The following is a 26,917-nucleotide window of genomic DNA, read 5'->3' on the forward strand; positions in this document are numbered from 1 at the left end:
ACAATCACCATGATACCAAAATTGAGCAGCTTGACGGAAATAGCTGCATCTCTCGGGATTGGCGCAATTGAATTGTGCGATCTCCCTTCTCGATCAGGCCTATCTGTGTGCCGCGAAGAAGGCATCATGACCTTCGCCATGACCACTCATATGGGCGATGGCCAATCCCTGCCCGACCCCGACTATCTGTGGGGCGCCGAAGCCATTGCCCGCTGCCTGGGACTGACCGAGCGGCAGGTGTTTCACCATGCTGAGCGGCGGACTCTGCCCATTGGCAAGGTCGGCAACCGGCTCTTTGCCCGGCGATCCAAACTGGACGCATTTCTCGACGCCCAGATCGGCGGTTCCAGCACGGGAGGCCGTCATGAAGCGTAGAAACGCCCACGACAATACCCGGGTCAACCAGCGCAAGGACGCAGCTGCCCTTGTTCAGTTCATTGCCGGACTGCAGCCCGACATTATGGTTACGCTCGGCACGAACCGGCCGATGTCCGCCAATCGGCTTCTCGAGCTCGTCAACGATACGATCTTCGAGTTTGAGCAGATCGTGATGCGTACCCGCCGACCGTACAAGAAGTCCGCCAAGGACCGGCTTTGTGCGTTTATCCTGCCGGAAAAGCTGGACGTGAATGCGCACGCCCATCTGCTGATCTGGTTCCCCCACAAGAGCGCTTGGCAGCGCAGCGAAGCCCGGATGTCTCTTGTGAAAGGGCGGCACTGGGATCACTTCATCGGGTATGGGCGCAACTACGACCGCCACGACTCGTACGATGATCAAGTTGACCGCGCCCCGCTCCTGGAGCAGCTGTGGCGCAAAAGGGGCAAGGGCTTCCACTACCACGCCCAGTTCATTGACGGGACGCCGGAGATGGTCGCGCAATACGTGTCGAAGGAGCAGTACCGCGTAGGAGCGCAGCCCTTCCACATGACCTGCTTTGACTGGTCCAGCAACCAGCCCGATATCAATGCCGTGATGGATGTATTGCGGTGTTGATTATCACGCACTGCTAAGATATAATTTGCATGATCGTATAGTCTAACGTCGCATGCTCGAGTTAGATGATCATCGTCCTCCCCCAGCCAATGAGCAGTGGATCAGAAAATGGTCCACTGCTCTTGTCTGTCCGGAACCAAGCAGCGGTGATCATCCCACCCCAAGAGAGACTTGTTTCGATCAATTGGCAGGGAACGGTCTTGGTGGCGTAGCTGTCGCCCGAAGGGCGCGCGGAGCCACCAAGACCTTCACCCGACGCGAAGCGTCGGTCCAGCGACCCCCGAACATGCCTTCCCATTTCAGACGTCCCGGTTAAGCTCTCTTTCATAAACCGGTGGGGGCTGGGATGAATGATCTGAATGTGGAAGCGGTCGCGTCTGCCTTGCTTGAGGCTTTGACGTCGCAGGTTTTTCTCCTGGCCTATAGCTGGCTAGGCGTTGTGATAGCCCTTCTGTTGCTGCTTTGGTTCGGCTTCCGGCTCTTGAGCGTGATCCGGGATTTCAACGAAGCCGAGATGATCCGCCGATCTCGTGGCAGCCCTCCCAGGAAGCCAGAGACAATCAGGAATCGCATTCTGAGCCTTGAGGAACATGCCAGGGGCGGCCTTCAGGCCGCCGTGAGGCGGAGCCTTGGGCTGGTCCTGTACGGTATAGTTGCACCCGGCGCTCTTCTTCTGATTATCCTAGTGTTCGATGACTGGTTCATACCCGGCATGCCCTCGCTGCTGGACGGAGAAGACCTGATAGATGGCTCCGGCGTCGAAGCATGGAGGCTTGCCGTCTTCATCGCCGATCAGGCCCTGAGAGGCGCCTTGACCGACACCTTCGAGGTTTTCGGCCTGTCTGTTTCCAACCTCAGCAACAACAAGGACAACATCCTCCTGTCCGGGCTGATCCTGGCATACCGGTCCCTGTGCGGTTTGGTCCTGATCTCGATCCTTGTCCTGCTCTGGAGAATACTCTCGGCGCTGCCCGGTCTGGCCGCAGCCATTAATGCTTATCGGAGCGAGCTGAGAAAGCTGGAGGAGGCCGGAGATCGGAGCTGACCGGCTTCCCCGTGCTTCATGTTTCCTTCCTTTTTGGCCATCTCCGGCCCCTGCCAGGGAACCTAGGCGGAAGAAAAGGCGAGGTTTGTGCCGTAAGGGACACCCGGCACTGGCGAAGCCAGCTTAAGGCTGGCGATATATAGCCATATATATCAGCATGTTGGATCGGCCTTCCGGCTACGACCCGGATACGTTCCGCCCCTGGAGGCCTTTCGGGATCGGGGCTTGGGATCTGCAGGCGAAATCTTCTGGAGGCAGACGCAGGCGAAACAGGGCTCCCGGCGTGTATGGGGCTCGGCAGGCTACGGGCCAGTGCAGGCGAAACGGCGCATCGGGTCCGCCTCTCCTCCGGCGCGCACAAAACGCCGCCCATACCCTGCGCCCTCTGCCCGCGAATGCCTGCCGGGGCGCACTGCTTGGCATGCAGCCCTGAGCGATTTCCCAAGTGAACGGGACCCTGTGGTCGATATCGTGATGGTCAGACGGTCGCAGCACGCGCTGGACCGGACACCAACACACATGGAGACCCCATCATGACGACCCACGACCAACCGCCTACTGCCCCCGCTCCGGCCTCGCTGATCGCGCGCTGGCTCACCGAGAACCTCAACACCCTCTCCGGCATGGACGACCTGCAGATCGCCCGCCGCTTCGGCTACGCCCAGCAGGGCGCCATCCGGGCCTGGAAGGACGGAACGCGGCCGGTTCCACCCGGCGCCATTTTCACGCTGGCCGAGATCACCGGCGTGACGCCCGAGGAGATATTCGCGCTGTGGGCCGCGCAGCTTCTGTCGCCTGAGAGCGTCGAGGGCAAGGCGCTGACCGAGCTTGCCGGACGCTGCGTGCGCCCCGAAGCGCATGCGCTCCTCTCCCGGATGAAGCGCACCGGCATCAAGCTCGGCGCGGTCACCGACGAGCACCTTGACCTGCTACGCTGGATGACCGCATCCGGACACCAGCGGCGCGACGCGCTCAGCGCGCTCGAACCGGTCTGACGGAGAGCAAGAGGAGGACGCAGCCATGGGCTACACCGCACCCAACCGCATCAAGGGCAAGGGTGGTCCGCGCGCAGGCGCAGGCCGTCCTCCCGGCGATAAAGAGACCGGCCCCGGCTATGAGCTCGCCATGTGGATCGATGAGCGCGTCGACGAGCTACTCGCCAGCCGGGGCTGGTATGCCAACGACCTGACATCGAGGCTTGGCTATCAGAAACCGAACATCCTCTCGCAATGGCGTTCCGGCCGCAGCCGCATACCCATCGAGAAGCTCGTCCAGCTGTCTGAGCTGTTCAACATCGAGCTCGCGCTTCTGCTCCGGATGTGGCTGGAGCAGTATATCGGCGCTCACCAGGACGCCCCCGCCCTGCTCGGCGTGTTCGACCGGGTCGTCACCGAGGAGGAGTTCGAGATCGTGAAGGCCCACCGCGCGGCCAAAGCGAAGGGGGAGACGGTCTAGCGGACCTCATACACCGGGATGCTCGCCAATGACTCACCAGAGCTCGCTGGCGAGCGTCCCGGTGTCTGGTGCTGGTGGGGTAGCGTAAACGTGGAGAGCGCGTCTGGCAGCGTTATAGAGTTATTTACACGAGGTGCACTGGCAGGCTCACAAGGCCCTTCAGCTTAAAACCAAATAAATAATAGAGATATGGCGATGTCTATTCGCCACCTAATGATATACTGATATCAATGTAAATCCTAAAAAATGCAATTATATAGATATTTAATATTTCGATTACATATAAAGCGAAATTATGAATGAAAGTATCTAGAAAGTTGCTGAAAACGAAATTTCGTAGGGGGGGGCTCTATAGGCCCTATACACTCGGCAATTAATGAATTGATTTGTAAGGGTTTAATATGCTATTGAATTTGCAATCTATATCCGCCGCCATTTACTGTACATGGCCTATTTTTCATTAATCAATCCGAAATAGGTGCGCCCAGCATCGCACTTTATCAGAGCATTCATTCGACCCAGCTCTTTAAATTGGATACTAATCGAATTAGAGAAATCAAACCGCACCGGACGAATAGGTTTCCACGCCCCCACTCCCTGGTCCAAAACAAGAACAGCTTTTGCGCCTGACTGCGTCTCTACACTCAGCGTGCGCCAATGGGGGCATTCCTGCCGCTCAAGCACACTTGCTGGCACTCCAACATCCCTGAAAAGCGCGCTGAGTACCTCGTTGCGATCCTCGATATGTGGCCAGTCATGGGTCAGAAGATCAGCGCGACGCGGCTCATCATAGCGTTTCGCGCCTCGCGTGATCACATTGCATTTCGCGCCCGGCCCTGCCAAAGCACCTATGATCTCAGCGTAAAGGCGCACCGCTAGTGGATTGTAAATGTAGCGATCATGGATCGTGATCCTGACAGCTGGCTCAGCCTTCGCTCCAAAAACATCCGGGGCAAGCTCCGCCGCCAACGCTTTGAACCGCTCTCCAAACCCCAACACCGGTCCGTCCAGGTCAGGACCGACAAATCTGATGCCGCCGCGCTGGTCACCTTGGAGCCATGCGGTTACATCGACAGCCGCTCGTGCCAGCTCCGCATCTGTGATCAGCCGCGTCTCGGCTGACACATTTGGTGCATCGACCGCAAATCCCCATTCAGGGCCAGGAGCGCAAGTTATATCTTTGGCGCCAAAAAAGCGGGCTTGATCAGCGGAGCGGCAATATAGTGCTGCGTTTTCAAGCCATGACAGTGCCGCTGCGTCCAGAATGCGTGCGCCAATTCGTTCAGCGTTGAGCGCGAACTCAGCCTTGATATTAGGAGCGCATGCCTTGATTTCAGCGGCATTGACTACAAACCAAAGCGATCCGCCTCCAGCACTGAAACGTTTGAGGAACGGACCGGCTGACCACTCAGAGAAGTCCCAGGCATCAGGTGCACCGGTCAATCGGACCACCAAACTGGGGTCCTTGCGAGCATTTAGCCGCCCCAAAGCGGCCTCAAGCAAAGGCGCACTCTCATAGCGTGTGACGTCACCCAGGACTTTAAAGCGCCGGGGCATGTCCAAGCGCAAGCTCGCCTCTCTCAGCGCTTTAAACGCGGATGCGCGATCTGACCGTTCAGCGAGATGCTGAACATCTGGCCCAAGCACACAGGCTGAGCAGATTTTTTTCGCATCAGGGTCTCCGCATCGTCCCGTTTTCGAGCAATCGAGCAGCTCGGTAGCCAATCTTATGCGGTCTATTGGGTCATCGCCTATTGACGACGCGAATCCAGCCCCGCCGACGGCATGATCATAAACCACCGCCGTATGCGTCGGGCGGCCCTGACGATCCCGCGTTTGCAGCGCGGCCACACCCATCTCAGTAGGTTCGACGCCTAAACGGCGTGCATTTGCCTCACGCAAAGCGAGCGCTGTAGCCAAGGCAGCTTCACGGCTTTTCAAACCGGCCAATTGCAGCTCGAATACGCTGGTGCGGGTCTCTTCACCCAGGCTAAGGCGGCGCTGCATCTTGAAGCCGCCGGACGATCCTGGACAGACCTCCAAGGCCTCGCCGCCTTTAGATCGGCGCAGGGGCCGGTGAGCGGACATGGATTTTGGCAAATCGCCGTCAGGGCTTGTCTCCGGCTCAGCGCGACCGCACTCCAGACAAAGGGCGTAGCCATGCCCATGGGCACCAGGGTTGAACGTGAACACCAAACCCGCTGCATCCGTGCGAAGCCGGCCAAGTTCGGGATCAGGCAAGTCGCGCCAGTCGGCGTTCAACGACCCGACCCAGGCGTCAGGCCGCGGCGAATACGGCGCTCCTTCGGGTTGATCGCTCGTCGCAACGGCGGTGTCGACGGTAAAGCCAGCGGGTGCCAGGTAGCTAATGTCAACCGACCTCGCTTCGCCGCAATCTGGGTTCGGGCACCCTCGATCCTCGGACGCAGTAGATTGACTTCGCAAGCGTCCACAGCCTCGGCACTGGCGCACAGTGCGAAGGCTTTGGGTTTCTTTAACTGGCTCATCGCCGTCTGGACGCTTCCAGTTCAGCGTGACGCCAGCGCTGCGCCTAACAATGCCATCAACCACCACCTCGGCGCCTGGGGCGTATTCGAAAATGGCCATGTTTCTTTGCCGGCTCGGCAATCCCCGCGCCCGCAGCCTCCGATCCTCAAGGATCGGCCGGCCGCTCTCCTCCTGACGCTTTTTTTGCTGAGCGATCTCTTGTCCAGAATAGGGCCAGAAGGTCACCACGCCCGTCGGGAAGCCGTAGGCCGGGAAAAATCCCTGGCCGGACAAAGCAGACAGCAGATAGTCGCGTGAAAGCCGGTCGCGCTGAGCTGATCGCGCACGTTCCTCCGCCGACTGATCCGTCAGCGCGCCGTCGAGCGCTTCCCATTCAATCTCCACCGCCTCCTTGATCGCAAGGACCCTATCGCGCGACGCCAATATAACATCGACGCCCGGCGCCAAGGGCGTACCGGCCAGCAGCGCGTCGAGATCGGCGTCCTGAGCTAATACGTCAGCGCGCGCCTCAAGCCATCCTGCAAAAGCGTCCACGGGTGCGCGCTCGACCTCAATATCGAGCGCGAAGAATGCACCCACCGTCATCTTATAGAGCTCTTTGCCCTCGTCGCGAAGAAAGCGGGCGAGCAGCCATGCGTTGACGTGGCGCTGAACGATCATCGCACTGTCTAATGACACCCGTGGCGCGACCTGTTTGCGCTCGAAATAGCTCATGGGGTCATTGACAACCTCGCGGTCCAGCGGTCGGTCCTTGCAAATGGTCAAACCCAAAGAAATCGACTGGCCGCCCCGGCCCGCTCGGCCCACGCGTTGCTTGTAGTTCGCGATGGATGGCGGAGCGTTCGTCAGAATAACGGCCTCCATTTGACCGATATCGACGCCCATCTCCATGGTGGTGGAGCAGCTTAAGACATTGATTTTTCCAGATTTAAATCCCGCCTCGTAGGCTTGGAGAATGGGTTGCTCGAGTTGTGCGGAGTGTTCAGCGGTACGAAAATAGCTGTCTAGGCGAGCGGCCCGGTCATTGCGCCCATCCCAGAGCCGTTGAGTGCGAAGCTCGCCAATGAGGGGGTCGCTTTCCAGCCAATCGATAATGTCTCCGCTCGGGACCCCGAAGCCGCTTTCATCTTTCAGGAGTGGAAATGGGTGGAGCGGGAAGACTGCGCGCTGAGTTTCGGGGTGACGGCCTTGGCTGTCGCGATAGATTGATCGCCCTTTGAACGCAGCTTGCAGCGGAACACGGGTGATCGGGCAAATGTCTGCCTCCTGCACCGGGACAACGGCCAGCTTGGTCCAATCGAGACGGAATCCTCCATCACCGTCTTTCAGCACGCCTGAGCCCTTCACCGCCAGGAAAGCGGCGTCGAAAAGATCGGCCAGCTCCGCACGGCCCGCCTTATCTTCAGGGGATATCTTCAAAGCTTGGAATGCCAAACTTACAATCGCGTTGGCGTCAGGCCGAGGTCCATAGGGGTTGGTCCAGACTTTCTGGCGTGCTTTGTCGTGAACGTCATTTTGACTTCTAACAACAAAGCGTCCGCCGCCTTTAATGTTGGCGAAAATCATCCATGCGCCATTGCGCACGGTAATCATCTGGTTCTGGCGCAAGAAGTGCGTGACAAGCAGCTCCAGCAATGCCTGCCAATCGGATTTGAGCAGGCCAAGTTGGCCCGCAACCACTGGCGGAGGCGCGTAATCGGGCAATTGCAGGCGGACAAAGCCGAGTGTCTCAGCGCTTGCAGCCCATTTCGGCCGTCTTGCAAGCTCCCGCAGCAATAAAAATTCGGCCAACTCGTCGGCAGTTTCAATGCGGCTTGTTCGAGGAGACCAGAGGGCTAGAAGCGCGCCTTGAACGTCGGAATGGCGCGCCAGATCCTGAACAAGTTCATAAATGGGTAGCGCACGAACGGCCCCGCCGCCCTCCTTCTGTTTGATTTGCTCGCGCACTGTTTTGATAACGCTCGCCAGTGCGGGGTTGCTTTCAATCAGTGCGAGCTGCGCCTTCAGCTCCGCCAGGCCGGCATCGTCTTTAGTAGCCGCCTTACGGGCCGAATTTTGGACCGAGTGATAGAGCCAGGCGCGGACAAATTCGCGCTCGGCGCCGATCTGGAGCGCGGAGGCGTGCTTTGCCGTCCCCTGTCTGGCGTCGGTGAAGCTGATCAGTTTCCGGCCTCGCGCTGGCAAGCCGGTGGAGTCCGGCTCTGGGGTGAGCATAGGCAGCAGGGCTGGAACAAGCTGCCTGAGCAAATAAGGCGCACCGGCGCGGAGCGGCCTGACGGGGCCATAAGTCTCATGCTTTTCGGGTGCTGCGCCGCAGTGCGGGCAAAGGTTCGGATTATCATGGCGACGCAATTCAATGGAGCCGTCCATTGGAAAGTCGAGAATGCGACCGGTTCGAGGCTCCATTTGAAGCGCGACGCCATTCCGGTTCGAGGTCAGCAAGCAGCGCATTGAAGCCGTGTCGTGCTCTGGCTCCAGCGCGAGGGTGGCGTCACTAAGTGGCAAGTCATCATCCTCGACGTCCGGCGGCGATGCATGAAATTCAGGGTCGAGATCTTGAGCGAAGTCCGCACCAGGGTCTTCGGTTGGGCGACTGAGTCTGACGCCATCATCTGCTGCGCTCAGCGCGCCGTCACCGCAGGTTCGGCAACTGACCCATTCAAACATAACTGAGCGGCAGTGGGGGCAATGCTCATGCGCTTCAGTGTCCACGAACCCGTAGGGCCAATCGGCCATGGCTGGCGGCTTGCCTGAACATGCTGAATTGGGACAGACGTGAACGCCTGAGAGCACGTTATGGAACATATGCAGGCGTATCGGCAGTACCGCTTCAGATCGCGACTCTTCCGGATTTCGGCGGGCCTGCAGGGCATGCACAAGCAGGCTGACCGCTTCATCCTGTCCAGCTGCGGGGTCGCCGAGAATATCGCATGCCGCCTGGCGCCATTGCGACCAGGTTAGGGGCCGGTCGGCCCGCAGGCGTTCGCGCACTTTGCGCAGTGCAGCGTTGGCGAACAACGCCCGCGCCCGCTCTTCATCACTGCTGCGCTGAAGCTGCGAAAGCGAGAGCGGCGACGGCTCCAGCGGATCCTCCGGCAACACCGCCCTCTGGCCCAGAACCACATGCACTTGATCCAGCGGCGCTCCAGAGAGCTGAGAGAGGAAAGCGCCCAGCGGTGCGGGATCACCATCCCCAATGGTCGCGGAGGTCGCGACGTAGCGAAGCTCTTCGGGGCGCTTTCCGAACGCCGCAGCCACCCTGCGCAATAGCAGAGACAATTCGGCGGCCTGAGCCCCGATATAGCTGTGGGCCTCGTCGAGAACGATGTACTCCAGCGTGCCGTCAGATTGCTCGAGAATCGGCGCGTCTTCGCGGCGTACGAGCATGTATTCGAGCATGGTGATATTGGTGACCAAGACCGGCGGCGGCGTCGCGCGCAAGGTCTTGCGGTCAGCCACTTTGGCCGGATTCATCCGGGCTTCATCGGCTTTGATCTCGTTGGGGGTGGCCCCATTATAGAGACAGTAGCGGAGCGATCCGCCAAAGGGCTCGAACCAGGCTTTTAGGCGCTCCTCCTGGCTATTGATAAGGGCGTTCAGCGGATAAAGCATGATGGCGCGCACGCCGGTGAGGCGGCGCTCGCCGCTATTCGACAGCTCAACAAGCCGGTCTAGTAGCGGCGCCAGAAAGCACTCGGTTTTGCCTGATCCTGTGCCGCTGGAGACGATTACCGACCGCGGGTCGTCGGCACGCAAGTGCGACCAGGCTTCCACCTGATGGGCATAAGGCGGAAACATCTTCTCGCTCAGCGTGTCCACTGTGCGGGTTTGAAAGAGCTCGCGCACCCCATCCCAGCCCGCGTCCGCCGGCTTCCAGGGAAATGCACCCTCCAAGATCAATTCGCTGCCGCGCGCGTTTAGCCGTGCCAGCGCGGCCTGTTCTAGGCCTGGAGTGCGCAGCTTGGAGATTTCAAGCAAAGACCGGCTGGTCTCTCGGGGGATGCGCGAAAGCAGGGCTTGGATGTCGATCATGGATCACTTTCCAGCAGAAAGATGGAGGTCAAGCATGGCGCGGGATACGCCGTGATCAAAGAAATCAGGGTCGTATAGTCGCGCCAACCGGAACTGGCTTGCCGCCTTTGGCCCAAACTCAGAGAGACCGAGCGCGATGCGCGCAGCGGCTCGAGGGGCCGCGAGAACGCAGTCAAATTGACACGCGAACCGACCCCGCAAATCACCAAGGACGCCCGTATCCAGAGTCAATCTTGGCGGCGGGACGCCATCGACCCGCCGCTTAACCATCGCCTGAGCCAAATCCGAGTAGCTATATTCTCGAATCTCACAAAGCGCCCGGCTGAACGGCGCTTCACGATCACGGCGCTCGGCCTCGTCCATGCCTGATTGCAGCATCACCGCATGGGCGGCTTGAGCTGCATGCAGCCGAAGGTCAGGCCTATGGCTAACCTGTGCCAAATGCTCAATGAGCGGGCTGGCCGCCATATATGGACTGTCGATTCCAGCTTTGAGAAGCTGCGTACGGGTAAATTCAAATTGCTCTGTGAAAGCAGTGACCCAAGTCTCTGCCTTGATAGTGGGCCAAACCAAAGCCAGCTCACTCTCCAGGTCGAAGACTGCGTCCAGATCAGTGCGCCCGGTTGCTCCAGCAAGCATGTAAACCGCTAGCTGGGGCGTTTGGGCCAGCACGCCTAGGATATCAAAGCTAATCGGCGGAACCTGATATTTGCGCGCGGCGTTGACAGTAGCCAGGGCCAAGCGTGCGAACTCACGGCGATCTGTAGCCGTATCCCCGACAGCCATCAGTGCATTTCGACGGCCAGACGCCAGCAATGACGCCGCCTGAACCTTGTTGGCGGGGACGCTGCTTTCGCGGGCAGCAATAAACACTGGCCGCATACGGCTGTGGTTTGCGCCGCGGCCAGTCAGGACCCATGGCCCGGGGCCCGACCTATGGTGGGCTAACGCCTCAAACGAGATCGCGGTAGCCGCCTCCTCGAGGGTGAGCTGGCACCCGTTCTCAGGCGCCAGTAACGGGATGAAGATGAGGTGCTCAAAGCCTAAGGCGCGCAGATACGCGACCGTTTCATCTACCGGTCTTTCCCACGTGGATCGAGGCGGATCCAAGTCATAGCGGCGCACCGTGAGGGCGCGCCCGCCGCCTCGCCAGAGAATATCCACGCGGGCTTCGTGGTCGTTTGTTTGGCTCAAAAGAGCGCGAATATCGTCGCGATAGACCGTCAGGGGAGTGTCGCCCGTGACCTTTCGGACAAATCCTACACGGCTTCCATAACCGGCCAACTCAAACAATAAAAGGTCGCTGGACTGGCTCCACGCCGAATAGCGAAAAAGCGAGCTGGCACCGACCGTCTGCGCCCCTTTTATCGGCAGATCATTCTCCAGTATTGCTTTTGAGAGCGACGTATCCCTTAATTTTAGCCGAACCCGACGATCACCCCAGCTTAACCCAACCTCAAAGACTGCGCCTGGAGTGAGTTCGGCGAGATCAAGCTCCACGTTCGGTCCTTGGGCAATGGCTTTGACACCATCAGTTCGCGCTTTCACCAGCGCGCCTGCGAGGCCGGATAGGATAACGCGGCGCGCGCTGCTGCTTGGGGCAAAATCAATTTGGAATTCGTCCGGAAGCAAAACTACATGCGCGGAGCCGATCAGCACGCCCTCCTTCGCTAGGCCGATTTCCACATCACCGAACGGCGCTTCATTGCGATACAGTCTCCATTGTCCTCGCCCCTTCGGCCGCCATAGCAAATCGGCACGCGACGCTTCAACGAGGGCACCACGGTCACGACACAACACACGTGGCTGACCGATGAACGCCGTCGGCTTGCACGCGGTCGTGTATCGGCCATCCAATAGTAGCGGGGCGCCCGAACTCTCGGCGCACCCTGTGCGCCATACACGTGTAAGGCCGTCACACTCAAGACGCGCTTCGCCTGAAAAACCAACGAGGACATATTTCTCATCGACCGGCTCTGGATTTTCGCGTTCTGATCCGGGCCGCCAATCGATTTCGTCCAAACGTTTCCGATCAACTAACAGGAACAAGCGCTCACCAGGGTGATCGACTGAAGCATTTGAGACCATCCGTAACCGATCAGCGGAATCTCCGCCGCTGTAGGACGCGAAGACCAACACATCTTCCAGCTGGGGGGACGCCCCGCGCGGCGCGATCAATACGGGCGGGCGCTCGCCGACTTGGCATACCAGTGTGACATCGTCAGCTAGAGCCAGGTCAAATTGGCTCCGGCCGAGCGGGCGGACGGTCAGAGCTTCGCCTTCACTTGAAAAGCTGCGTTCAATCAGGGCGATGGCGCGCGATGACGCCCGGCCTTTAGATGTGCGTAGGAAAAGCTGTGCGCGCGATGCGCCTTCCAACGCGTCCCGCAGCTCGGCGCTGATATCAAAGAGGTCGATTTCGCCTTCCAACCCGATCTCAAGGGCAGGCCTCCAGGCGCCGCCAGAGCGGTAGAGCACGCGCTCAGCGGAGAAGACGTCCTCTCCACGGGCGGATGTGCGCAGAGCGTCGGCGATGAGCGCGCGCAAGTCCTCCGCTTCGGCAGGCACTGGCAGTTCATCCAGCCAGCCGGGCCTGATGCGGGTCAGGCGAAGCACCGGATCTTCGCCTGACAGGCTGTCGCCGACCCCGACCAAGCGCTTGAATTCAAATATTTTTTCGACCAGCTCACAGACGACTTCGGAAATGACCTCGGAAAGCGTCTCGCTGTTGGCCCGGCGTTTGCGCTCCTGCTCGACAGCAATCTTGAGCGGGACCCCTTTGAACATCTGCACCACGCTGCCGCACACCCACGCCCGAAGCCAGCTTGCGCGGCGCACTTCTGACAGCGGCAGGCCGCTCTCCCGGACCACAGCCCAGACGTTTCTCAATCCCTCAATATCTTTTGAACCGGGCCGCTTCCACCATCTGAGCCCTTTGAGGACGGCATCGCGCATCTCAGTGTAGCGAAGCGAATTGCGCCCGCCTGCCCCCCTGTCCTCGCGCTTGAATCCCAAGGCTGCTAAAGGCGGGTCCCAACTCCAGCCGCCGCCGTCGCGGTCACGGCGGAACCACTCCGCAAGCGCCATCACGAACAGCGCGCAGCCCTCAGGCTCGTCAAGCGCCCGCTTTCCGTCGCTCTCAAGCTTGGCGCAGGCGCGCTGATACTCCTGTGAAGTGAAACGGTACCGATATAAAGGACGTCCGTCCGGCCTTGCAATTCGATGACGAAAAAGCATCGCCTTCAAGGCTATCGAGTATCGATTATCCAATCAGCCCCCCACTTCCGACCAACTAACACAACCCCGCAATCCGAATCATGAGTTATTATATGCAGTTCGTTTTTGTTTCTGGGTTGACGTTTTTGGCCAAGTCCGTCCCGCAAAGAGTGTGCGCAGTTCAATCGAAGCTGATCCGCCCAGCGCCTGCAGCCCCTCAATGACCAGCGGCATCAGCTCGGAGAATTTCGGCAGATCGTTCGGCTTTCCTGTCATCACTCAGCGTGTCCTCTCAACGTCCTCGACCTTCCCGATCAAGCCCTGCACACGCTAGCGCGGGCGCCAGGCCCAACGCCAGAGCGTAAAGCGCCTGGAAAAGGCGCTAATGCGGAATGCGCATGCCACCCTCATCGGCGCTGCGGGACGCAATACGCACGGCGCTTGTACTCAGCCTGTAGCGAGCTTTAAAGTTACATCCTGATCAATCCCGGGGGGTTAGGTGACATCGCCTGAAGCGCTGGCGCGCGTACAGATCGACGCTTTGCTGGCCGCCGCCGGATGGGTGGTGCAGGACCGGGCCGCGTTTGACCGGCAGGCCGCGCTTGGTGTTGCCGTGCGCGAGTTTCAGCTGCCGTCCGGGCCTTGCGACTATCTCCTGTTTGTGGCGGGCAAGGCGTGCGGCGTCATCGAGGCCAAGAAAGAGGGCGTCACGCTCAGCGGCGTGGCCGAGCAATCAGAAAAATACATGGGCGCGCTGCCCGAGCATCTGGCGCGCTGGGCCGACACGCTGCGCTTTGACTATGAAAGCACCGGCGCCGAGACCTTCTTCCGGGACCTTGACGACCCGAGGCCGCGCTCGCGCCGGGTGTTCGCCTTTCATCGGCCCGAAACCCTTCATCACTGGCTGCAGACGCCCGGCACGCTGCGCGGCAGGCTGCAGAGCCTGCCGCCGCTAGACACAAAAGGGCTGCGGGACTGTCAGATCGAAGCCATTACGGGGCTGGAGACATCCTTTGCGGAAGATCGCCCGCGCGCCCTGATCCAGCTGGCCACAGGCGCGGGCAAGACGTTCACGGCCTGCTCCTTCTCCTACCGCCTGATCCGCTATGCAGAGGCCAGGCGCATCCTGTTCCTGGTCGACCGCAAGAATCTGGGTGACCAGACCCTCAAGGAATTCCAGCAATTCCAGCCGCCCGGAGCGGCCAACCGCTTTACCGACACCTATATCGTTCAGCACCTCAGTTCCCACCGGATCGATCCGGACGCCAAGGTCGTCATCACCACCATACAGCGCCTCTATTCCATGCTGCGCGGCGAGGAGCTGGACCCGGACGCGGAAGAGGCCTCGGGCTTCGAGAGCCCTCTGGCCGAAGGCGAGCTGCCGCCGCTGGCCTATAACGCCGATTTCCCCATCGAGCTGTTCGACTTCATCGTCACGGACGAGTGTCACCGCTCGATCTATGGGCTCTGGCGCCAGGTGCTGGAGTATTTCGACGCCTCGATCATCGGGCTGACGGCGACGCCGTCCAAGCACACGCTGGGCTTCTTCAACCAGAACCTCGTCGCCGAATACCCCTATGAGCGCTCTGTCGCAGACGGCGTGAACGTGGGCTACGAGATTTACCGCATCCGCACGCGCGTCACCGAGCAGGGCGGACTTGTGGAGACAGAGGAGGCCGGCTTCCAGGTGCCTGTGCGCGACAAGCGCACGCGCAAGGTCCGCTATCAGCAGCTCGACGCCGATCTGGAATACGCCGCCAGGGAGCTTGACCGCTCCGTCGTCAACCCGAACCAGATCAGGACCGTGCTGCAGACCTACAAGGACCGGGTCTTCACAGAGCTCTTCCCCGACCGTACCGGCGAATGGCTGCCCAAGACGCTGATCTTCGCCAAGGACGACAACCACGCCGAAGAGATCGTCCATGCCGTGCGCGAGGTGTTCGGCGAAGGCAATGACTTCGCCAAGAAGATCACCTATCGCAATACCGGCGAGGATCCCAAGGCGCTGATCAAGGCGTTCCGGGTCGACCCTTTTCCGCGCGTCGCCGTCACCGTCGACATGATCGCCACCGGCACCGATATCAAGCCGGTCGAGGTGCTGATCTTCATGCGCGATGTGAAATCCGAGGGCTATTACGAGCAGATGAAGGGGCGCGGCGTGCGCACCATTCCGGACGCGGACCTGAAGGCCGTCACACCGGACGCGAAGACCAAGACCCGCTTCATCCTGATCGACGCCGTGGGCGTCTCGGAGACCAGGAAGAACGCTTCCCAGCCCCTGGAGCGCAAGAAGACGGTCAGTTTCGAGGCCCTGATCGAACAGATCGCCATGGGGCGGCGCGACGAGGACGCGCTGTCCTCTCTGGCCGCCCGTCTCGCCGTGCTCGACCGCAAGCTGGCGGACGAGGACCGCGTGCGCATCGCCGATATCACGGGCGGCAAGACCCCGCGTGATCTGGCCAACGCCCTCCTGGACGCCATCGACGCCGACCGGCAGGCGGCCGCTATCGATGCGCATCATGGCGCCATGGCCACGCCCGAACAGGAAGAGGCGGTGATCGGGGGGCTCGCCGAAACCGCCTGCCGCCCCTTTGACAATCCGGCGGTGCGCACCCTTTTGAAGGACATCAAGCAGAAGACCGATATCGTCATTGACGAGTTTACCACCGACAAGGTGATGAGCGCGGGCTTCGACATGAAGCGGGCCGAAGAGACCATCACCAGCTTCCGCACCTTCATCGACGACAACCGCGATGAGCTGACCGCGCTGCAAATCCTCTATAACCAGCCCTATGGCGCACAGCGCCTGACCTATGGCGCCATCCGCGACCTGGTCCAGCGCCTGACCGACCCGCCGTACTACCTGACCACCGCCAATGTCTGGCAGGCCTACCGGCGGCTGGACGCGGCGAAAGTACGCGGCGCGCCGGTGGATGAGCAATTGACCGAGGTGGTCAGCCTGGTCCGCTTCGCGCTGGGCCAGACCGATACGCTGGAGCCCTTCGCCGCCGTCGTGGAGCAGCGCTTTAACCTGTGGATGGGACGCGAAAAGCGCGCCGGACGTCTCTATACGCCTGAGCAGGAGGACTGGCTGCGCGCCATCGCGGCCTTCATCGCCGCCAATGCCGAAATCGCGCCGCGTGATTTCCAGGAGGCGCCGGGCTTTGCTGACCGGGGCGGGATATTGCAGGCACGCAAGGTATTAGGGCCGGGGCTGAACGACATGCTGGATGAGTTGCAGGGGGCGCTGGTCGCGTAATGGACGGAGACGCGCAAAGCATTCCGAGAGGATGGGCAATCGCAAGATTAGGAGATGTAATCCCGAAGGCGCGCCCGAAAATTCAAGCCGACCCAAAGAGTTCACTTCCATTCATCGGGATGGATCATATTGAGCCGGAGTCTTTTCATCTGATTGGGCAAGATAGCTTCGCGAAGATGAAGAGCGCAGGCAGCTACTTTCGACCAGGTGATGTTCTCTATGGCCGCCTTCGCCCTTACCTGAACAAGATTCATCGCGCGAAATTTGAGGGCGTGGCCTCTGCTGAGTTCATCGTCTTGCCTTCGTCGGAGTTCTATGACGGCGACTTCGTGAAGTATCTATTGCATCAAAGGAAGTTTGTTGACTTCGCGATGAGCCGGTCATCGGGTGATCGCCCAAGGGTGAAGTTCGATGGTATTTCGGATTTTGAATTCCCCCTCCCACCCCTCAATGAACAATGTCGCATTGTCGAGAAGATCGAGACGCTGTTCGCCCGGCTGGACAAGGGCGAAGAGGCGCTGCGCGACGTGCAGAGACTGCTCGCCCGCTATCGCCAGTCCGTCCTGAAGGCCGCCGTCACCGGCCAGCTCACCGCCGATTGGCGCGCCGAGAACGCCGACCGCCTCGAACACGGCCGCGACCTGCTCGCCCGCATCCTGCAAACCCGCCGCGAAACCTGGGACGGCCGGGGCAAATACAAGGAACCCACCGCCCCCGACACCACGGACCTGCCTGAACTCCCGGAGGGCTGGGTGTGGGCGTCTGGGAACCAGCTCTTTTCATGGTCAAGCGGCAAGTTTCTTCCGACCAAGAAGCAGGCAGGCGGAGAAATCCCAGTTTACGGCGGGAACGGTGTGAACGGATTTCACGACGATTACCTCATCGCTGAGCCAACAATGGTGATTGGGCGCGTCGGAGCCCATTGCGGAAACGTCCATCTCACTACTGGCCCCGCGTGGGTCACTGACAATGCCATCTATGCCACGCTTTTACCCAGCGAATGCGATCTGCGCTTCCTGACTATGCTATTTCGTCGGGCTAAACTTGGGGAAAGCTCGAAGGGCGGGGCACAGCCCTTCGTGAACCAGGAGGCTTTGAATTCGACGCTTGTTCCCTTGTCGCCGGTCGCTGAACAGCTTGAAATCATGGCTCGTTTAGATGCGGATTCCTCAAACTCCAATGCAATTGAGGCCGCCTGCAAGACCGAACTCGTCCGCTCCGCCGCCCTGCGCCAGTCCATCCTGAAGGACGCCTTCGCAGGCCGCCTCGTCGCCCAGGACCCCGCCGACGAGCCCGCCGCCGCCCTGCTCGCGCGGATCAAGGAAACCCGCGCCGCCGCGCCCGGACAGTCCAGAAGAAGGGCTCGCGCATGATGACTTTGAATCGAGAAAGAGGGCGAAACCCTAATCTTGGTTTTGGAATGGTTCCGCCGAGCCCAACGACACTGAACAGATACTTGCGAGCCGCAAGCGAGGTTCACGATCTGCTCTTTGGAGCATCGTCGAACGAAAGATCGTTGGACGCCATAAGCGAAGTCAAAGGGCTATGCAATCGCGTCCTCCGAGAAGATCAACCCGATTGGGTCGTCGTCTGGCTTCGCCTAGGGTTGCCGAGCAAGCGTCGATTGAAGTGGATAGCGTCCGACCTCCCTAGATTGCGAAAAGCCGCTATGGAAGAGGAAAGAGGTGCTTTAGACGGGGTCGCGGAGCAACTGGTAAGGGCCGGGTTGGGGACGGCCCTCAATTTCTTCATAAGCGGAGAGGAACCGCCGGCAGAAGATGGTCGAGGATACCTCTACCTCCTGAGCACAAGATCAGATCGCAACCTGGTGAAGATTGGTCAGACCCAACGCAGCGTGCTGAAACGAGTTGAAGAGATCAACCGAGCAACCGGTGTGGTCGAGCCATTCAGCCCCCGAAACATTTGGTATGTCCGCGACCCAAGCCTCTGTGAACGGGCGGCGCATGACCTTCTCAAACAGCACCGAGTGCGAGCTGATAGGGAGTTCTTCCGAGTGGAGTTTCACGAGGCATCAAAGAAGATCACTGAACTCCTTAGAACGATGGGGATCGAAGCCCGTGATTCCGGACGCGTCAAGGCAGTTCTTTTGGAAAAGCGCTTTGGCTTCATTGAATCCCGTGGCGCGGATCATTTTTTCCACTTCTCCGAGTTGAGGGGCATCGAACCGAAGATGCTACGGATTGGAGACGACGTGCAGTTTCTACGACTTGATACCCGGCTTGGGCTCGCGGCTGCGGAAATTCAGAGGGTCGCATCCTGATGACCAACGAACAGCTCGTCTCCAAGGTCTGGAACTATGCCCACATCCTGCGCGATCAGGGGGTGTCCTATGGCGATTATATCGAGCAGATCACCTATCTCCTGTTCCTGAAGATGGACGCCGAGCGCGAGGAGCTGCTGGGCGAGGCTTCGGCCCTGCCGCCCAAATGGAGCTGGTCAAACCTGGCGGGCCGCGACGGCGAGGACCTGGAGCGCCAGTACCGCGAGACGCTGGATAATCTGGGCCGCGAGGCGGGACTGATCGGCGTCATCTTCCGCAAGGCGCAAAACAAGCTATCCGACCCGGCCAAGCTCAAACGTATTGTCAGCCTGATCGAGAAGGAGGGCCCCTGGGTGGGCCTGTCCGTCGATGTGAAGGGCGAGATTTATGAAGGCCTGCTAGAACGCAACGCCTCGGAGGTGAAATCCGGCGCCGGGCAGTATTTCACGCCCCGCCCGGTGATTGAGGCCATCGTCCAGTGCGTGGACCCGAAGATCGGGGAGTCAGTGTGCGACCCCGCGTGCGGCACGGGGGGCTTCCTGCTGGCCGCCTATGATCACATGAAGGGGCAGACGCAGGACCGCGAGAAGCTGCGCTCGCTGCGCCATACCGCCTTCACCGGCGTGGATATCGTCGATGAAGTAGTGCGCCTGTGCGCCATGAATCTCTATCTCCATGGCGTGGGTAATGGCGGCAGCCCGGTGCTCCAGGGCGACGCCCTGGCCAGTGACGCCGGCCAGCGCTACGACGTGGTGCTGACCAATCCGCCCTTTGGCAAGAAGTCCAGCTACAAGGTTGTGGGCGAGGACGGAGCCGTGTCCACCGAGCGCGAGAATTACGAGCGCGAGGATTTCAAGTTCACCACCTCGAACAAGCAGTTCAATTTTCTCCAGCACATCATGACGATCCTGGAGGCCAACGGGCGCGCGGGCGTGGTGCTCCCCGACAACGTGCTGTTCGAGGCGGGCCGCGCCGGGGAAGGCATCCGCAAGCGCCTGCTGGAGGGGTTCAACTTCCACACCCTGCTGCGCCTGCCCACCGGCATCTGGTACAGCCCCGGCGTGAAGGCGAACGTCCTGTTCTTCGACAAGCGCCCCGCCTCCCGCGACGTCCAGACCAAGGAGCTCTGGGTCTATGACTACCGCACCAACATCCACAAGACACTAAAGACCAAGCGGCTCACCTCGGCGGATTTCGATGATTTCGTGCGCTGCTACCACGAGCGTAAGGAGACCGAACGCTTTCGCCGGTTCGGCTACGATGAGCTCGCCCAGCGTGACAAGCTCAACCTCGACATCTTCTGGCTGAAGGACGACAGCCTGGAGGATATCGACAGCCTGCCTGAGCCTGATGTCCTCGCCGCCGAGATCGTGGAGAACCTGCAGGCCGCGCTGGAGCAATTTCAGAGCGTGAGCGAGGCGCTATCAGAAGAAGCCCCCAGCACCCGATAGAGCGTCGCCCGCGACACCCCCAGCTGCCTGGCGATCTGGGGCATGGAGTGGTTGCCCGCCTGTTTGAGCGCGCGGGCCATTTCGATCTGATCCGGCGTCAGCGCCGCCGGACGCCCGAGCCTGCGGCCTCGCGCCTTGGCGGCCTGCAGGCCCGCCTTTGTACGCTCCCGGATCATCTCGCGCTCGAACTCGGCCAGCGCGCCGAAGACGTGGAAGACAAGCTTGCCGCCGGGCGATGTCGTATCGATGCCCTCGGTGAGGGAGACAAAGCCGATGCCCTTCTCCTGAAGCCCCTCCACGGTCTCGATGAGCTGGCGCAGCGAACGCGCCAGGCGGTCGAGCTTCCACACCACCAGCACGTCGCCGGGACGCAGATACTCTATCGCGGCCTTGAGCTCGGGCCGGTCACGCTGGGCGCCGGACGCCTTCTCCTCGTATATCCGCTCGCAGCCGATCCCCTTGAGGGCGTCGATCTGCAGATGGGTTTCCTGGTCGCGGGTGCTGACCCGCGCGTAACCGACTTTCATGGCCCTATCCGTCTCAAAAACCTGACGGAATCTTATCGAGATGCCAGAGACTTTCAAGACTATTTTTGATACACCATGAGAGGTTCTGCAGCGGGCTTGGGAGACACAAATTGCGCTGTCTCAAAAACCTGCGTTTTTGGGCGCTAAAGTTGATGGCTTCCATTTGGTTCGACGGCATGTTTTGCGATGAAATGGGTCATCACAATACCTAATGGACTCAGACGAGGCGCAAAGCATCATGCCTGCTTGGTTCGATCAGTCCAGTTTTGCGGTCACAGGAAGAGCTCGCCATGGCACACCCTCAGAGATCTCGAGCCCTGGGACACCCGTAAAACGTGTAGCTATTTGGGGGCAGGTTCAAACAAGTGGGTGGGGGTGATATCCCGACCGGTAACTGATAGCACCAGATGGCGAAGGGCGCTAACAACTCTGGTGCTGTTGCTGCAGTATAGGTCGAAAACCCGGTCACGCCCCTGGATAACATCTCCGCTTGTGTTTCGGAGATTTCTTAAGTCTAAATCCGACTCTACAACGTATCTATATTGAATTTGTGGTGAGCTGCTAATTACCTTTATAACGCTACTGTTGCGCTCATCAACAAAAACCTCTGATATATCGGCAAGCGAAACTTCACTCCAACCTCGAGTTCGCCTCGCACCGAACGACGGCTCCCCAGGCGCTAGAGGATAGCGGATTACGATCAGAGAGCGCTCTTGTCGGATCGTCGAGCTGTCGATCTCCAGTCCGTTAATCTCTACAGCAATTTCTTCACGAGTGGTTCCCCAGCTTTGTTCGTACGATGCAATGGTGCCTGGGCCACAATTGCCCCTTATATAATGAAGGGTTTCACCTACACTCTGAGCATTGACTGGGGCGGCTATTAAAAGATAAGCGCTTATTGACGCAACCATACACAGCTTGTGAATCATAAATGACCCTCCTCGAATCCAAATCCAAAGAGCATGTTTCTTTGATTCTGGCAATAGGTTGGTGCATTCTGCGCAATAAAGTTTTTCAGAGGTGCGGCTGACGTACGGACCAGCGAAGTATCGAGATTAGCAGAATTATATTTTGGTCCGAGCGCCTTGCGCTGTGGATACAAATAAAGCTGCATTCCGAATGTCTATGTGCCAATATGAAATCCTTGCTAAATTGCGGACTTCACGTTTGAGCTTCAACGCCAGCCAAATATTTGCGTAGATACCCCCATAGGTGTGACTTTTACTCCAGCATACTCCACGAGAAACGCCATATCTATTTGGGTGGTGGCTAAAAAATCCGACTGATTTTACATCATAAGGGGAATGTTGGGGGAAAGTGTGGGGTTCCCCGTCAGATATAGAAATGCGACCGGTCCACGCCGTCATACCGCACCTGTTGAATCGCATCACGCAGCGGCGCCACCTCAAGCCGGTCCACGTGATGACGCGCCGAACTGCCCAGTGCGCGCCCCGTAAGCATAAGAGCGATCCGCTCCGAGATATTTGGTGAGCTGGAAGCTGCCGATTTGAAAGTCGAACGGAACGTAACGTCGTCCGTCTCCTATCATGTGGTGGCAGTTCGTGACCGGACGGCGCCAGATCATCGTGAAATGCCACTCTGATCATCAGCTTTGTGGGTACATCGCGTGCAGCGTCCGTGCAGCATGGAGCTGCCAGGGGTGCGCGTAACGCATTGTAATTGCTTGTGCCTGTGTCGCATCCTGCAGCGTATTCAAAAGGCACCTAGCGCACCGCCGCGCGCCTATCAAGTTATTGTTTTTAATAGAGAAAAATTGGTAGCGGGGGAGAGACTCGAACTCTCGACCTCAGGATTATGAGTCCTGCGCTCTAACCGGCTGAGCTACCCCGCCAGGGGATGGCGGCCCCGTACGGGCCGGAGGCAGGCGTATACCCGCGCCGGACCTGGCGTGCAAGCGTCCGGCGCGGGTGTTGTGACGCCTGACGGCCGTACGGCTCAGGCCGCGCGCACGCCGGTGAGGAATTGCGAGACCGCGCCGCGCAGCGTGCCTGATTCCCGGTTCAGGGCCTCGGAGGCTGCACTGACCTGGGCGGCGCACTGGCCGGTCTCGGAGGCGGCGGCGTCCACCCGCGAGATGGACTGGGACACGTCGCGCGTGCCGCTGGCGGCGTCCTGGGCGGCGCGGGTGATCTCGCTGGCCGCAGCGCGCTGCTCTTCCATGGCCGCGGCGATGGCCGCGGAGATGGCGTTCATTTCGCTAATCACCTCGCCGATATTGCCGATGGCGGTGACCGCCTTGCCGGTGGCCGACTGAATGCCGCCGACCTGGTCGGAAATGGAGGATGTGGCTTTGCTGGTCTGTTCGGCCAGGGATTTGACCTCGCTGGCCACCACCGCAAAGCCCTTGCCGGCCTCGCCGGCCCGCGCCGCCTCAATGGTGGCGTTCAGGGCCAGAAGATTGGTCTGCTCGGCGATGTCATTGATCAGGCGCACGATATCACCAATGCGCGAGGCGGCCTCGTTGAGGGCGGCCACGTCGGTATTGGTCTCCGTCACCCGCTCGGCGGCGGTCTGGGCGATCTCGGTGGAACGTGCGATCTGCTGGGCGATCTCGGAGATGGAGCCGGTCATTTCCTCGGCGGCCGCGGCCACGGTGTCCACATTTTCCGCCGCGCGCGCGCCGGACTGGTTGACCTGGGCGGTGGTCTCGCCTGCGCTGCGCGATGATTCGGTGAGGGCGAGGGCGGCGGAGTCCATTTCCTGGGCCGCCTCGCTCACCGCCGTCAGGGCGCGCTGGGACACGGTCTCGAACTCGGCGATCAGCGTTTCGATGGCCTCGGCGCGGGCCTTGCGCGCGGCCTCGTCGCTCTCGCGCTCCGACGCCAGGCGCTGGCGCTCGATGGCGTTCTGGCGGAAGACGGCGACGGCGCGGGCCATGCCCGCGATCTCGTCACGCCCGTCATCGGTGAGCTCCTCGCCAATCTCACCGCCGGCCAGGCCGGTCATGGTCTGGCTGATGCGCTTCAGGCGGCGCAGGAGATTGCGTGAAATATAGAACCAGATCACGCCCGCGCCGAACGCCAGGCCGGCCAGGGCGAAAACGATCATGATCGCCGCGCCCGCCGTGATGGCGGCCCGGCCGGCCTCGCTGGCCGCGCCTTGCTGGGCCAGCGCATCCTCGCGCGTGGCGCGCACCAGTTCGGCCAGTTCTGCATCGGCGATGCGCGCCTCCTCGACCAGATCCTCGGCCGTGGCCGCCGCCTCAAGCTCGGACCGGCGCAAGGTGAACAGGCTGGACGCGCCCTCGCCAAAGCCCAGCAACGCATCGACCGGCGCGGTCACCTGCGCGCCTGCCGCCTCACCCAGAATGGCCAGATTGATGCGCACCTCGTCGGCAGCGATTTCGAAGGCGTCTTCCACAGCCGCTATATCGGAGGCAGACGCGGCTGCGCCCAGCTCGGCATAGCGCGTGGCGGCCAGATTGACCGCCATGGACGCGCGCAACAGGGTTTCGATCACCCCTTCATCATTACTGGTGTCCAGCGCCGCTTCCAGCGCTTCCGCCGCGCGCGCGCGCTCGCGCAGCGCTTCGTTCAGGGCGGTTTCGCGCGCGTTCTGGGCGTCCAGGCGCTGACCCACAGGGCCGGCGGCGGCGTCGACCGCCTCGCGTACATCATTGAGGGCCTGATAAAGGGCGTCGACAGCGCTTGCGTCCAGGCCAGCGGTGCGCAGATCGGCCACAGCGCCCGAAGCTTCCTCCATCAGCGCGTCCAGGCGCGAGGCCGAAACCGTGCGGTCGACCGCATCGCGTGCGCGCGAGAAGGCCGCGAATTCACCGGTCAGAGCAGCTGAGGCCGCCTGAAGGCTCTGGGCCGCAGCGGCACGGGGCGCGGTGCGCTCCACGACATCGTCCAGTGCGCCGCCCGCCTGTGTAAAGGCGATCAGCCCGGCTGCGATCACGGCCAGCATGATGGCGATGGTGGCGCCAAAGGCTGCAATCAGGCGCGTCTGAACCGAGTGGAGTGCGATTTTCATGGCAAGGCCCCGTTAAGGTTAACTCGTCCGGTCAAAGAAAAGGCGGCGCAGCCATCGCTGCGCCGCCTGATCAGGAAAGTTTAGTCGGAGAAGGCGAAATCGAAACGCCGCTCCATGTTTTCATTGCGATCGCCCGCCGCATAGCGCCAGGCTTCCAGAGCGCGCATCACAGCGCGTTCGAACACGCCGGCGGGGGTGGCTTCCACCACTTCCACGTCGGATACTTCACCGTCCTCGTTCACGGTGTAGCGCACCGTGACATGGCCCTCGAGATTGCGGCGCTGAGCCGCGCGCGGATATTCCGGGGCCTCGAAGGAGACCAGCTCACGCTCGGCCGAAACCGCCATCGCCGGCGCCGTGCCCAGGCCAGCGGTCAGAGCCAGCGCAGCCGCCATTGCATAGAATTTTTTCATCGTCACACCCAACCCATTGCTGAAAGACCGCGCCGCAGCGCCGGTCCGGATCTACCCAATTCCCAAGCGTCCGGGCGCGTTGATCCGCCCTTGGCCACTTCGGACAGGCATGTTTATGGGGCAAAGCCGTTGCCGTTCACTTAACGCAGCGCTTGATTGCAGCATTTCACTGAACCTGCCTCATTGAACGAGGTCAGCATAAGCTTTTACGGCCTTGAAAAGGCTGGGGTTTTCTTCGGCGCAGATCAGGCGGAAATATGGATCGGATGGCCCAGCGCGGCCATGGCGCTTTCGGCGAACGCTTCCGAAAGGGTCGGGTGGACGTGAATCGTGCCCGCCACATCCTCCAGCCGCGCCCCCATTTCCAGCGCCAGGGCGAACTCGCCCGATAGCTCGGACACGTGCTGGCCGGCTGCGTGAATGCCCAGGATCACATGATCGCTCTCGCGCGCGGTGATGCGCACGAAACCGCCATCGCCGCCCGCCTCCATGGTCAGCGCCCGGCCCGAAGCCGCCAGCGGGAATTTGCCGGTGATCACGCGCTCGCCTTTGGCCCTGGCCTCATCCGGCGTCAGGCCCGCGCCCACCAGTTCAGGCTCGGTGAAACACACCGCCGCGATGGCGGCGGGGTCGAAGCGGCGCGTCTTGCCGGCGATGATCTCGGCTACGGCTTCACCTTGCGCCGTGGCGCGGTGGGCCAAGAGCGGCTCGCCGGTCAGATCGCCGATGGCGTAGACCCCGCGCATGGCGGTGCGGCACTGTTCGTCGATTTTCACGAACGGACCATCCATGTCCACGCCCATGGCCTCCAGCCCCCAGCCATCGGTCAGGGGTTTGCGCCCGACAGCCACCAGGATCCGGTCCGCCTCCAGCCGCTTGCTGTCGCCGTCCTTGGTCTCGACCTCCAGGAAGGTCTTGTCCCCCTCCTCAACCACGCCCTTGGCGCGGGTGTTGAGGTGAAGGCCGACCTTGTTCTTTTTCAGCCACTGGACGACGGGGCGGGTCATTTCCGCGTCATAGAGCGGCACGATGCGATCGAGCGCCTCCACGATGGTAACCGCGCTGCCCAGCTTGGCGAACGCAATGCCCAGCTCCAGCCCGATATAGCCCGCGCCCACCACCACCAGTTTTTCCGGCAGTTCGGCCAGCTCCAGCGCCTGCGTCGAGCCGATCACCTTGCCGCCGAAGGGCATGAAGGGCAGCTCGGTTTCTTTTGACCCGGTCGCCAGGATCACATGCTCGGCGGTGATCTCCAGCTCGCCGCCTTCGGCAAGTTCAACGACGCAGGTCTTGGCGTTCTTGAACACCGCCCAGCCATTGACCGCCTCGACCTTGGCGGCCTTGAGCAGCTGGCCCACGCCTTTGGTCAGTTTGGACACGATGGTGTCTTTCCAGGCCGTGAGTCCGGCCATGTCCAGCTGCGGCGGGGCGCTCAGCGATAATCCCATGTGCGATTTGTCCGCCAGATGGCGCATGGCCTCGTATTGGGTGGCGGCGTGGATGAAAGCTTTGGACGGGATGCAGCCGCGATTGAGGCAGGTTCCGCCCAGGCCGTGCTTGTCCACGATCACGGTATCGAGGCCCAGCTGCCCGGCCCGGATCGCGGCCGGGTAGCCCCCCGGTCCGCCGCCCACGACCAGAACCTGACAATGACGGGTCTTGCGATCAGCCATGGGCTTTCCTCCGGATATGTTTTCTTGCGCCCGATCTAGACGCTCCGCGCGCCAAGGGGAACCCGGC

Annotated in this window: 17 protein-coding genes and 1 tRNA gene; 9 read left to right on the plus strand and 9 right to left on the minus strand. The window is 60.7% G+C overall.

The features are described from left to right. Window positions 1–126 precede the first annotated feature (126 nt). The 5 genes from F1654_RS13440 (at window position 127) to F1654_RS13460 (ending at window position 3,494) form a co-directional block, all read left to right on the plus strand. Window positions 127–375, plus strand: coding sequence for a hypothetical protein (locus F1654_RS13440; protein ID WP_233205306.1), 249 nt, complete (start codon window positions 127–129; stop codon window positions 373–375). After that, complete coding sequence (locus F1654_RS13445; RefSeq protein WP_150024075.1) at window positions 365–994, plus strand: hypothetical protein; 630 nt, start codon at window positions 365–367, stop codon at window positions 992–994. Before F1654_RS13440 ends, F1654_RS13445 begins: the two co-directional genes overlap by 11 nt. Window positions 995–1,340: 346 nt before the next feature. Beyond that, window positions 1,341–2,039 carry a hypothetical protein gene (locus F1654_RS13450; protein ID WP_150024076.1) on the plus strand — a complete coding sequence of 233 codons (699 nt, stop codon included), beginning with the start codon at window positions 1,341–1,343 and terminating at the stop codon, window positions 2,037–2,039. A gap of 533 nt (window positions 2,040–2,572) precedes the next feature. Then, the gene (locus tag F1654_RS13455) at window positions 2,573–3,034 is read left to right on the plus strand and encodes a hypothetical protein (RefSeq protein WP_150024077.1); all 462 of its coding nucleotides are present in this window, start codon (window positions 2,573–2,575) and stop codon (window positions 3,032–3,034) included. Window positions 3,035–3,059: 25 nt separating this feature from the next. After that, entirely contained in the window at window positions 3,060–3,494 is a 435-nt protein-coding gene (locus tag F1654_RS13460; protein WP_150024078.1) for a helix-turn-helix domain-containing protein, read from the plus strand. 450 nt (window positions 3,495–3,944) lie between these two features. On the opposite strand, the gene F1654_RS13465 is transcribed toward F1654_RS13460, so the two are convergent. The 3 genes from F1654_RS13465 to F1654_RS13955 form a co-directional block, all read right to left on the minus strand. Then, window positions 3,945–10,034, minus strand: coding sequence for a DEAD/DEAH box helicase (locus F1654_RS13465; protein WP_150024079.1), 6,090 nt, complete (start codon window positions 10,032–10,034; stop codon window positions 3,945–3,947). Between the two features lie 3 nt (window positions 10,035–10,037). Then, entirely contained in the window at window positions 10,038–13,271 is a 3,234-nt protein-coding gene (locus tag F1654_RS13470; protein WP_233205314.1) for an STY4851/ECs_5259 family protein, read from the minus strand. A gap of 78 nt (window positions 13,272–13,349) precedes the next feature. Then, window positions 13,350–13,526 carry a hypothetical protein gene (locus F1654_RS13955; protein ID WP_199200588.1) on the minus strand — a complete coding sequence of 59 codons (177 nt, stop codon included), beginning with the start codon at window positions 13,524–13,526 and terminating at the stop codon, window positions 13,350–13,352. Between the two features lie 223 nt (window positions 13,527–13,749). Between F1654_RS13955 and F1654_RS13475 the strand changes: the two genes are divergently transcribed. The 4 genes from F1654_RS13475 to F1654_RS13490 are packed head-to-tail and all read left to right on the plus strand — an operon-like array spanning window position 13,750 to window position 20,241. Next, window positions 13,750–16,509 carry a type I restriction endonuclease subunit R gene (locus tag F1654_RS13475; protein ID WP_150024081.1) on the plus strand — a complete coding sequence of 920 codons (2,760 nt, stop codon included), beginning with the start codon at window positions 13,750–13,752 and terminating at the stop codon, window positions 16,507–16,509. Beyond that, window positions 16,509–17,882: a restriction endonuclease subunit S gene (locus tag F1654_RS13480; protein ID WP_150024082.1), complete on the plus strand. Its 1,374-nt coding sequence runs from the start codon at window positions 16,509–16,511 to the stop codon at window positions 17,880–17,882. Before F1654_RS13475 ends, F1654_RS13480 begins: the two co-directional genes overlap by 1 nt. Further along, window positions 17,879–18,790, plus strand: a complete 912-nt coding sequence (locus F1654_RS13485) for a GIY-YIG nuclease family protein (protein WP_150024083.1) — start codon at window positions 17,879–17,881, stop codon at window positions 18,788–18,790. Before F1654_RS13480 ends, F1654_RS13485 begins: the two co-directional genes overlap by 4 nt. Beyond that, the gene (locus F1654_RS13490) at window positions 18,790–20,241 is read left to right on the plus strand and encodes a type I restriction-modification system subunit M (RefSeq protein ID WP_150024084.1); all 1,452 of its coding nucleotides are present in this window, start codon (window positions 18,790–18,792) and stop codon (window positions 20,239–20,241) included. Before F1654_RS13485 ends, F1654_RS13490 begins: the two co-directional genes overlap by 1 nt. Here the strand turns inward: F1654_RS13490 and F1654_RS13495 are convergent. From F1654_RS13495 to lpdA, 6 genes are all read right to left on the minus strand, one after another. Continuing rightward, complete coding sequence (locus tag F1654_RS13495; protein ID WP_150024085.1) at window positions 20,193–20,768, minus strand: recombinase family protein; 576 nt, start codon at window positions 20,766–20,768, stop codon at window positions 20,193–20,195. The two genes, F1654_RS13490 and F1654_RS13495, sit on opposite strands and share 49 nt — an antisense overlap. Before the next feature lie 1,332 nt (window positions 20,769–22,100). After that, window positions 22,101–22,229 (minus strand): hypothetical protein, encoded by a 129-nt coding sequence (locus F1654_RS14135; protein ID WP_269844619.1) that lies wholly within the window; start codon window positions 22,227–22,229, stop codon window positions 22,101–22,103. Between the two features lie 314 nt (window positions 22,230–22,543). Next, window positions 22,544–22,620 (minus strand) — tRNA-Met (locus tag F1654_RS13500). A 104-nt stretch (window positions 22,621–22,724) separates the two neighbouring features. Next, window positions 22,725–24,764, minus strand: coding sequence for a methyl-accepting chemotaxis protein (locus F1654_RS13505; RefSeq protein ID WP_150024086.1), 2,040 nt, complete (start codon window positions 24,762–24,764; stop codon window positions 22,725–22,727). A gap of 80 nt (window positions 24,765–24,844) precedes the next feature. Continuing rightward, window positions 24,845–25,177: an energy transducer TonB gene (locus F1654_RS13510; protein ID WP_150024087.1), complete on the minus strand. Its 333-nt coding sequence runs from the start codon at window positions 25,175–25,177 to the stop codon at window positions 24,845–24,847. 245 nt (window positions 25,178–25,422) lie between these two features. Beyond that, a complete protein-coding gene (gene lpdA / locus F1654_RS13515) occupies window positions 25,423–26,850 on the minus strand; it encodes a dihydrolipoyl dehydrogenase (protein ID WP_150024088.1) in 1,428 nt (475 codons plus the stop codon). Between the last annotated feature and the right edge of the window lie 67 nt (window positions 26,851–26,917).

Origin of the sequence: Alkalicaulis satelles (assembly GCF_008630495.1) — a bacterium.
Classification (GTDB): Bacteria; Pseudomonadota; Alphaproteobacteria; order Caulobacterales; family Maricaulaceae; genus Oceanicaulis; species Oceanicaulis satelles.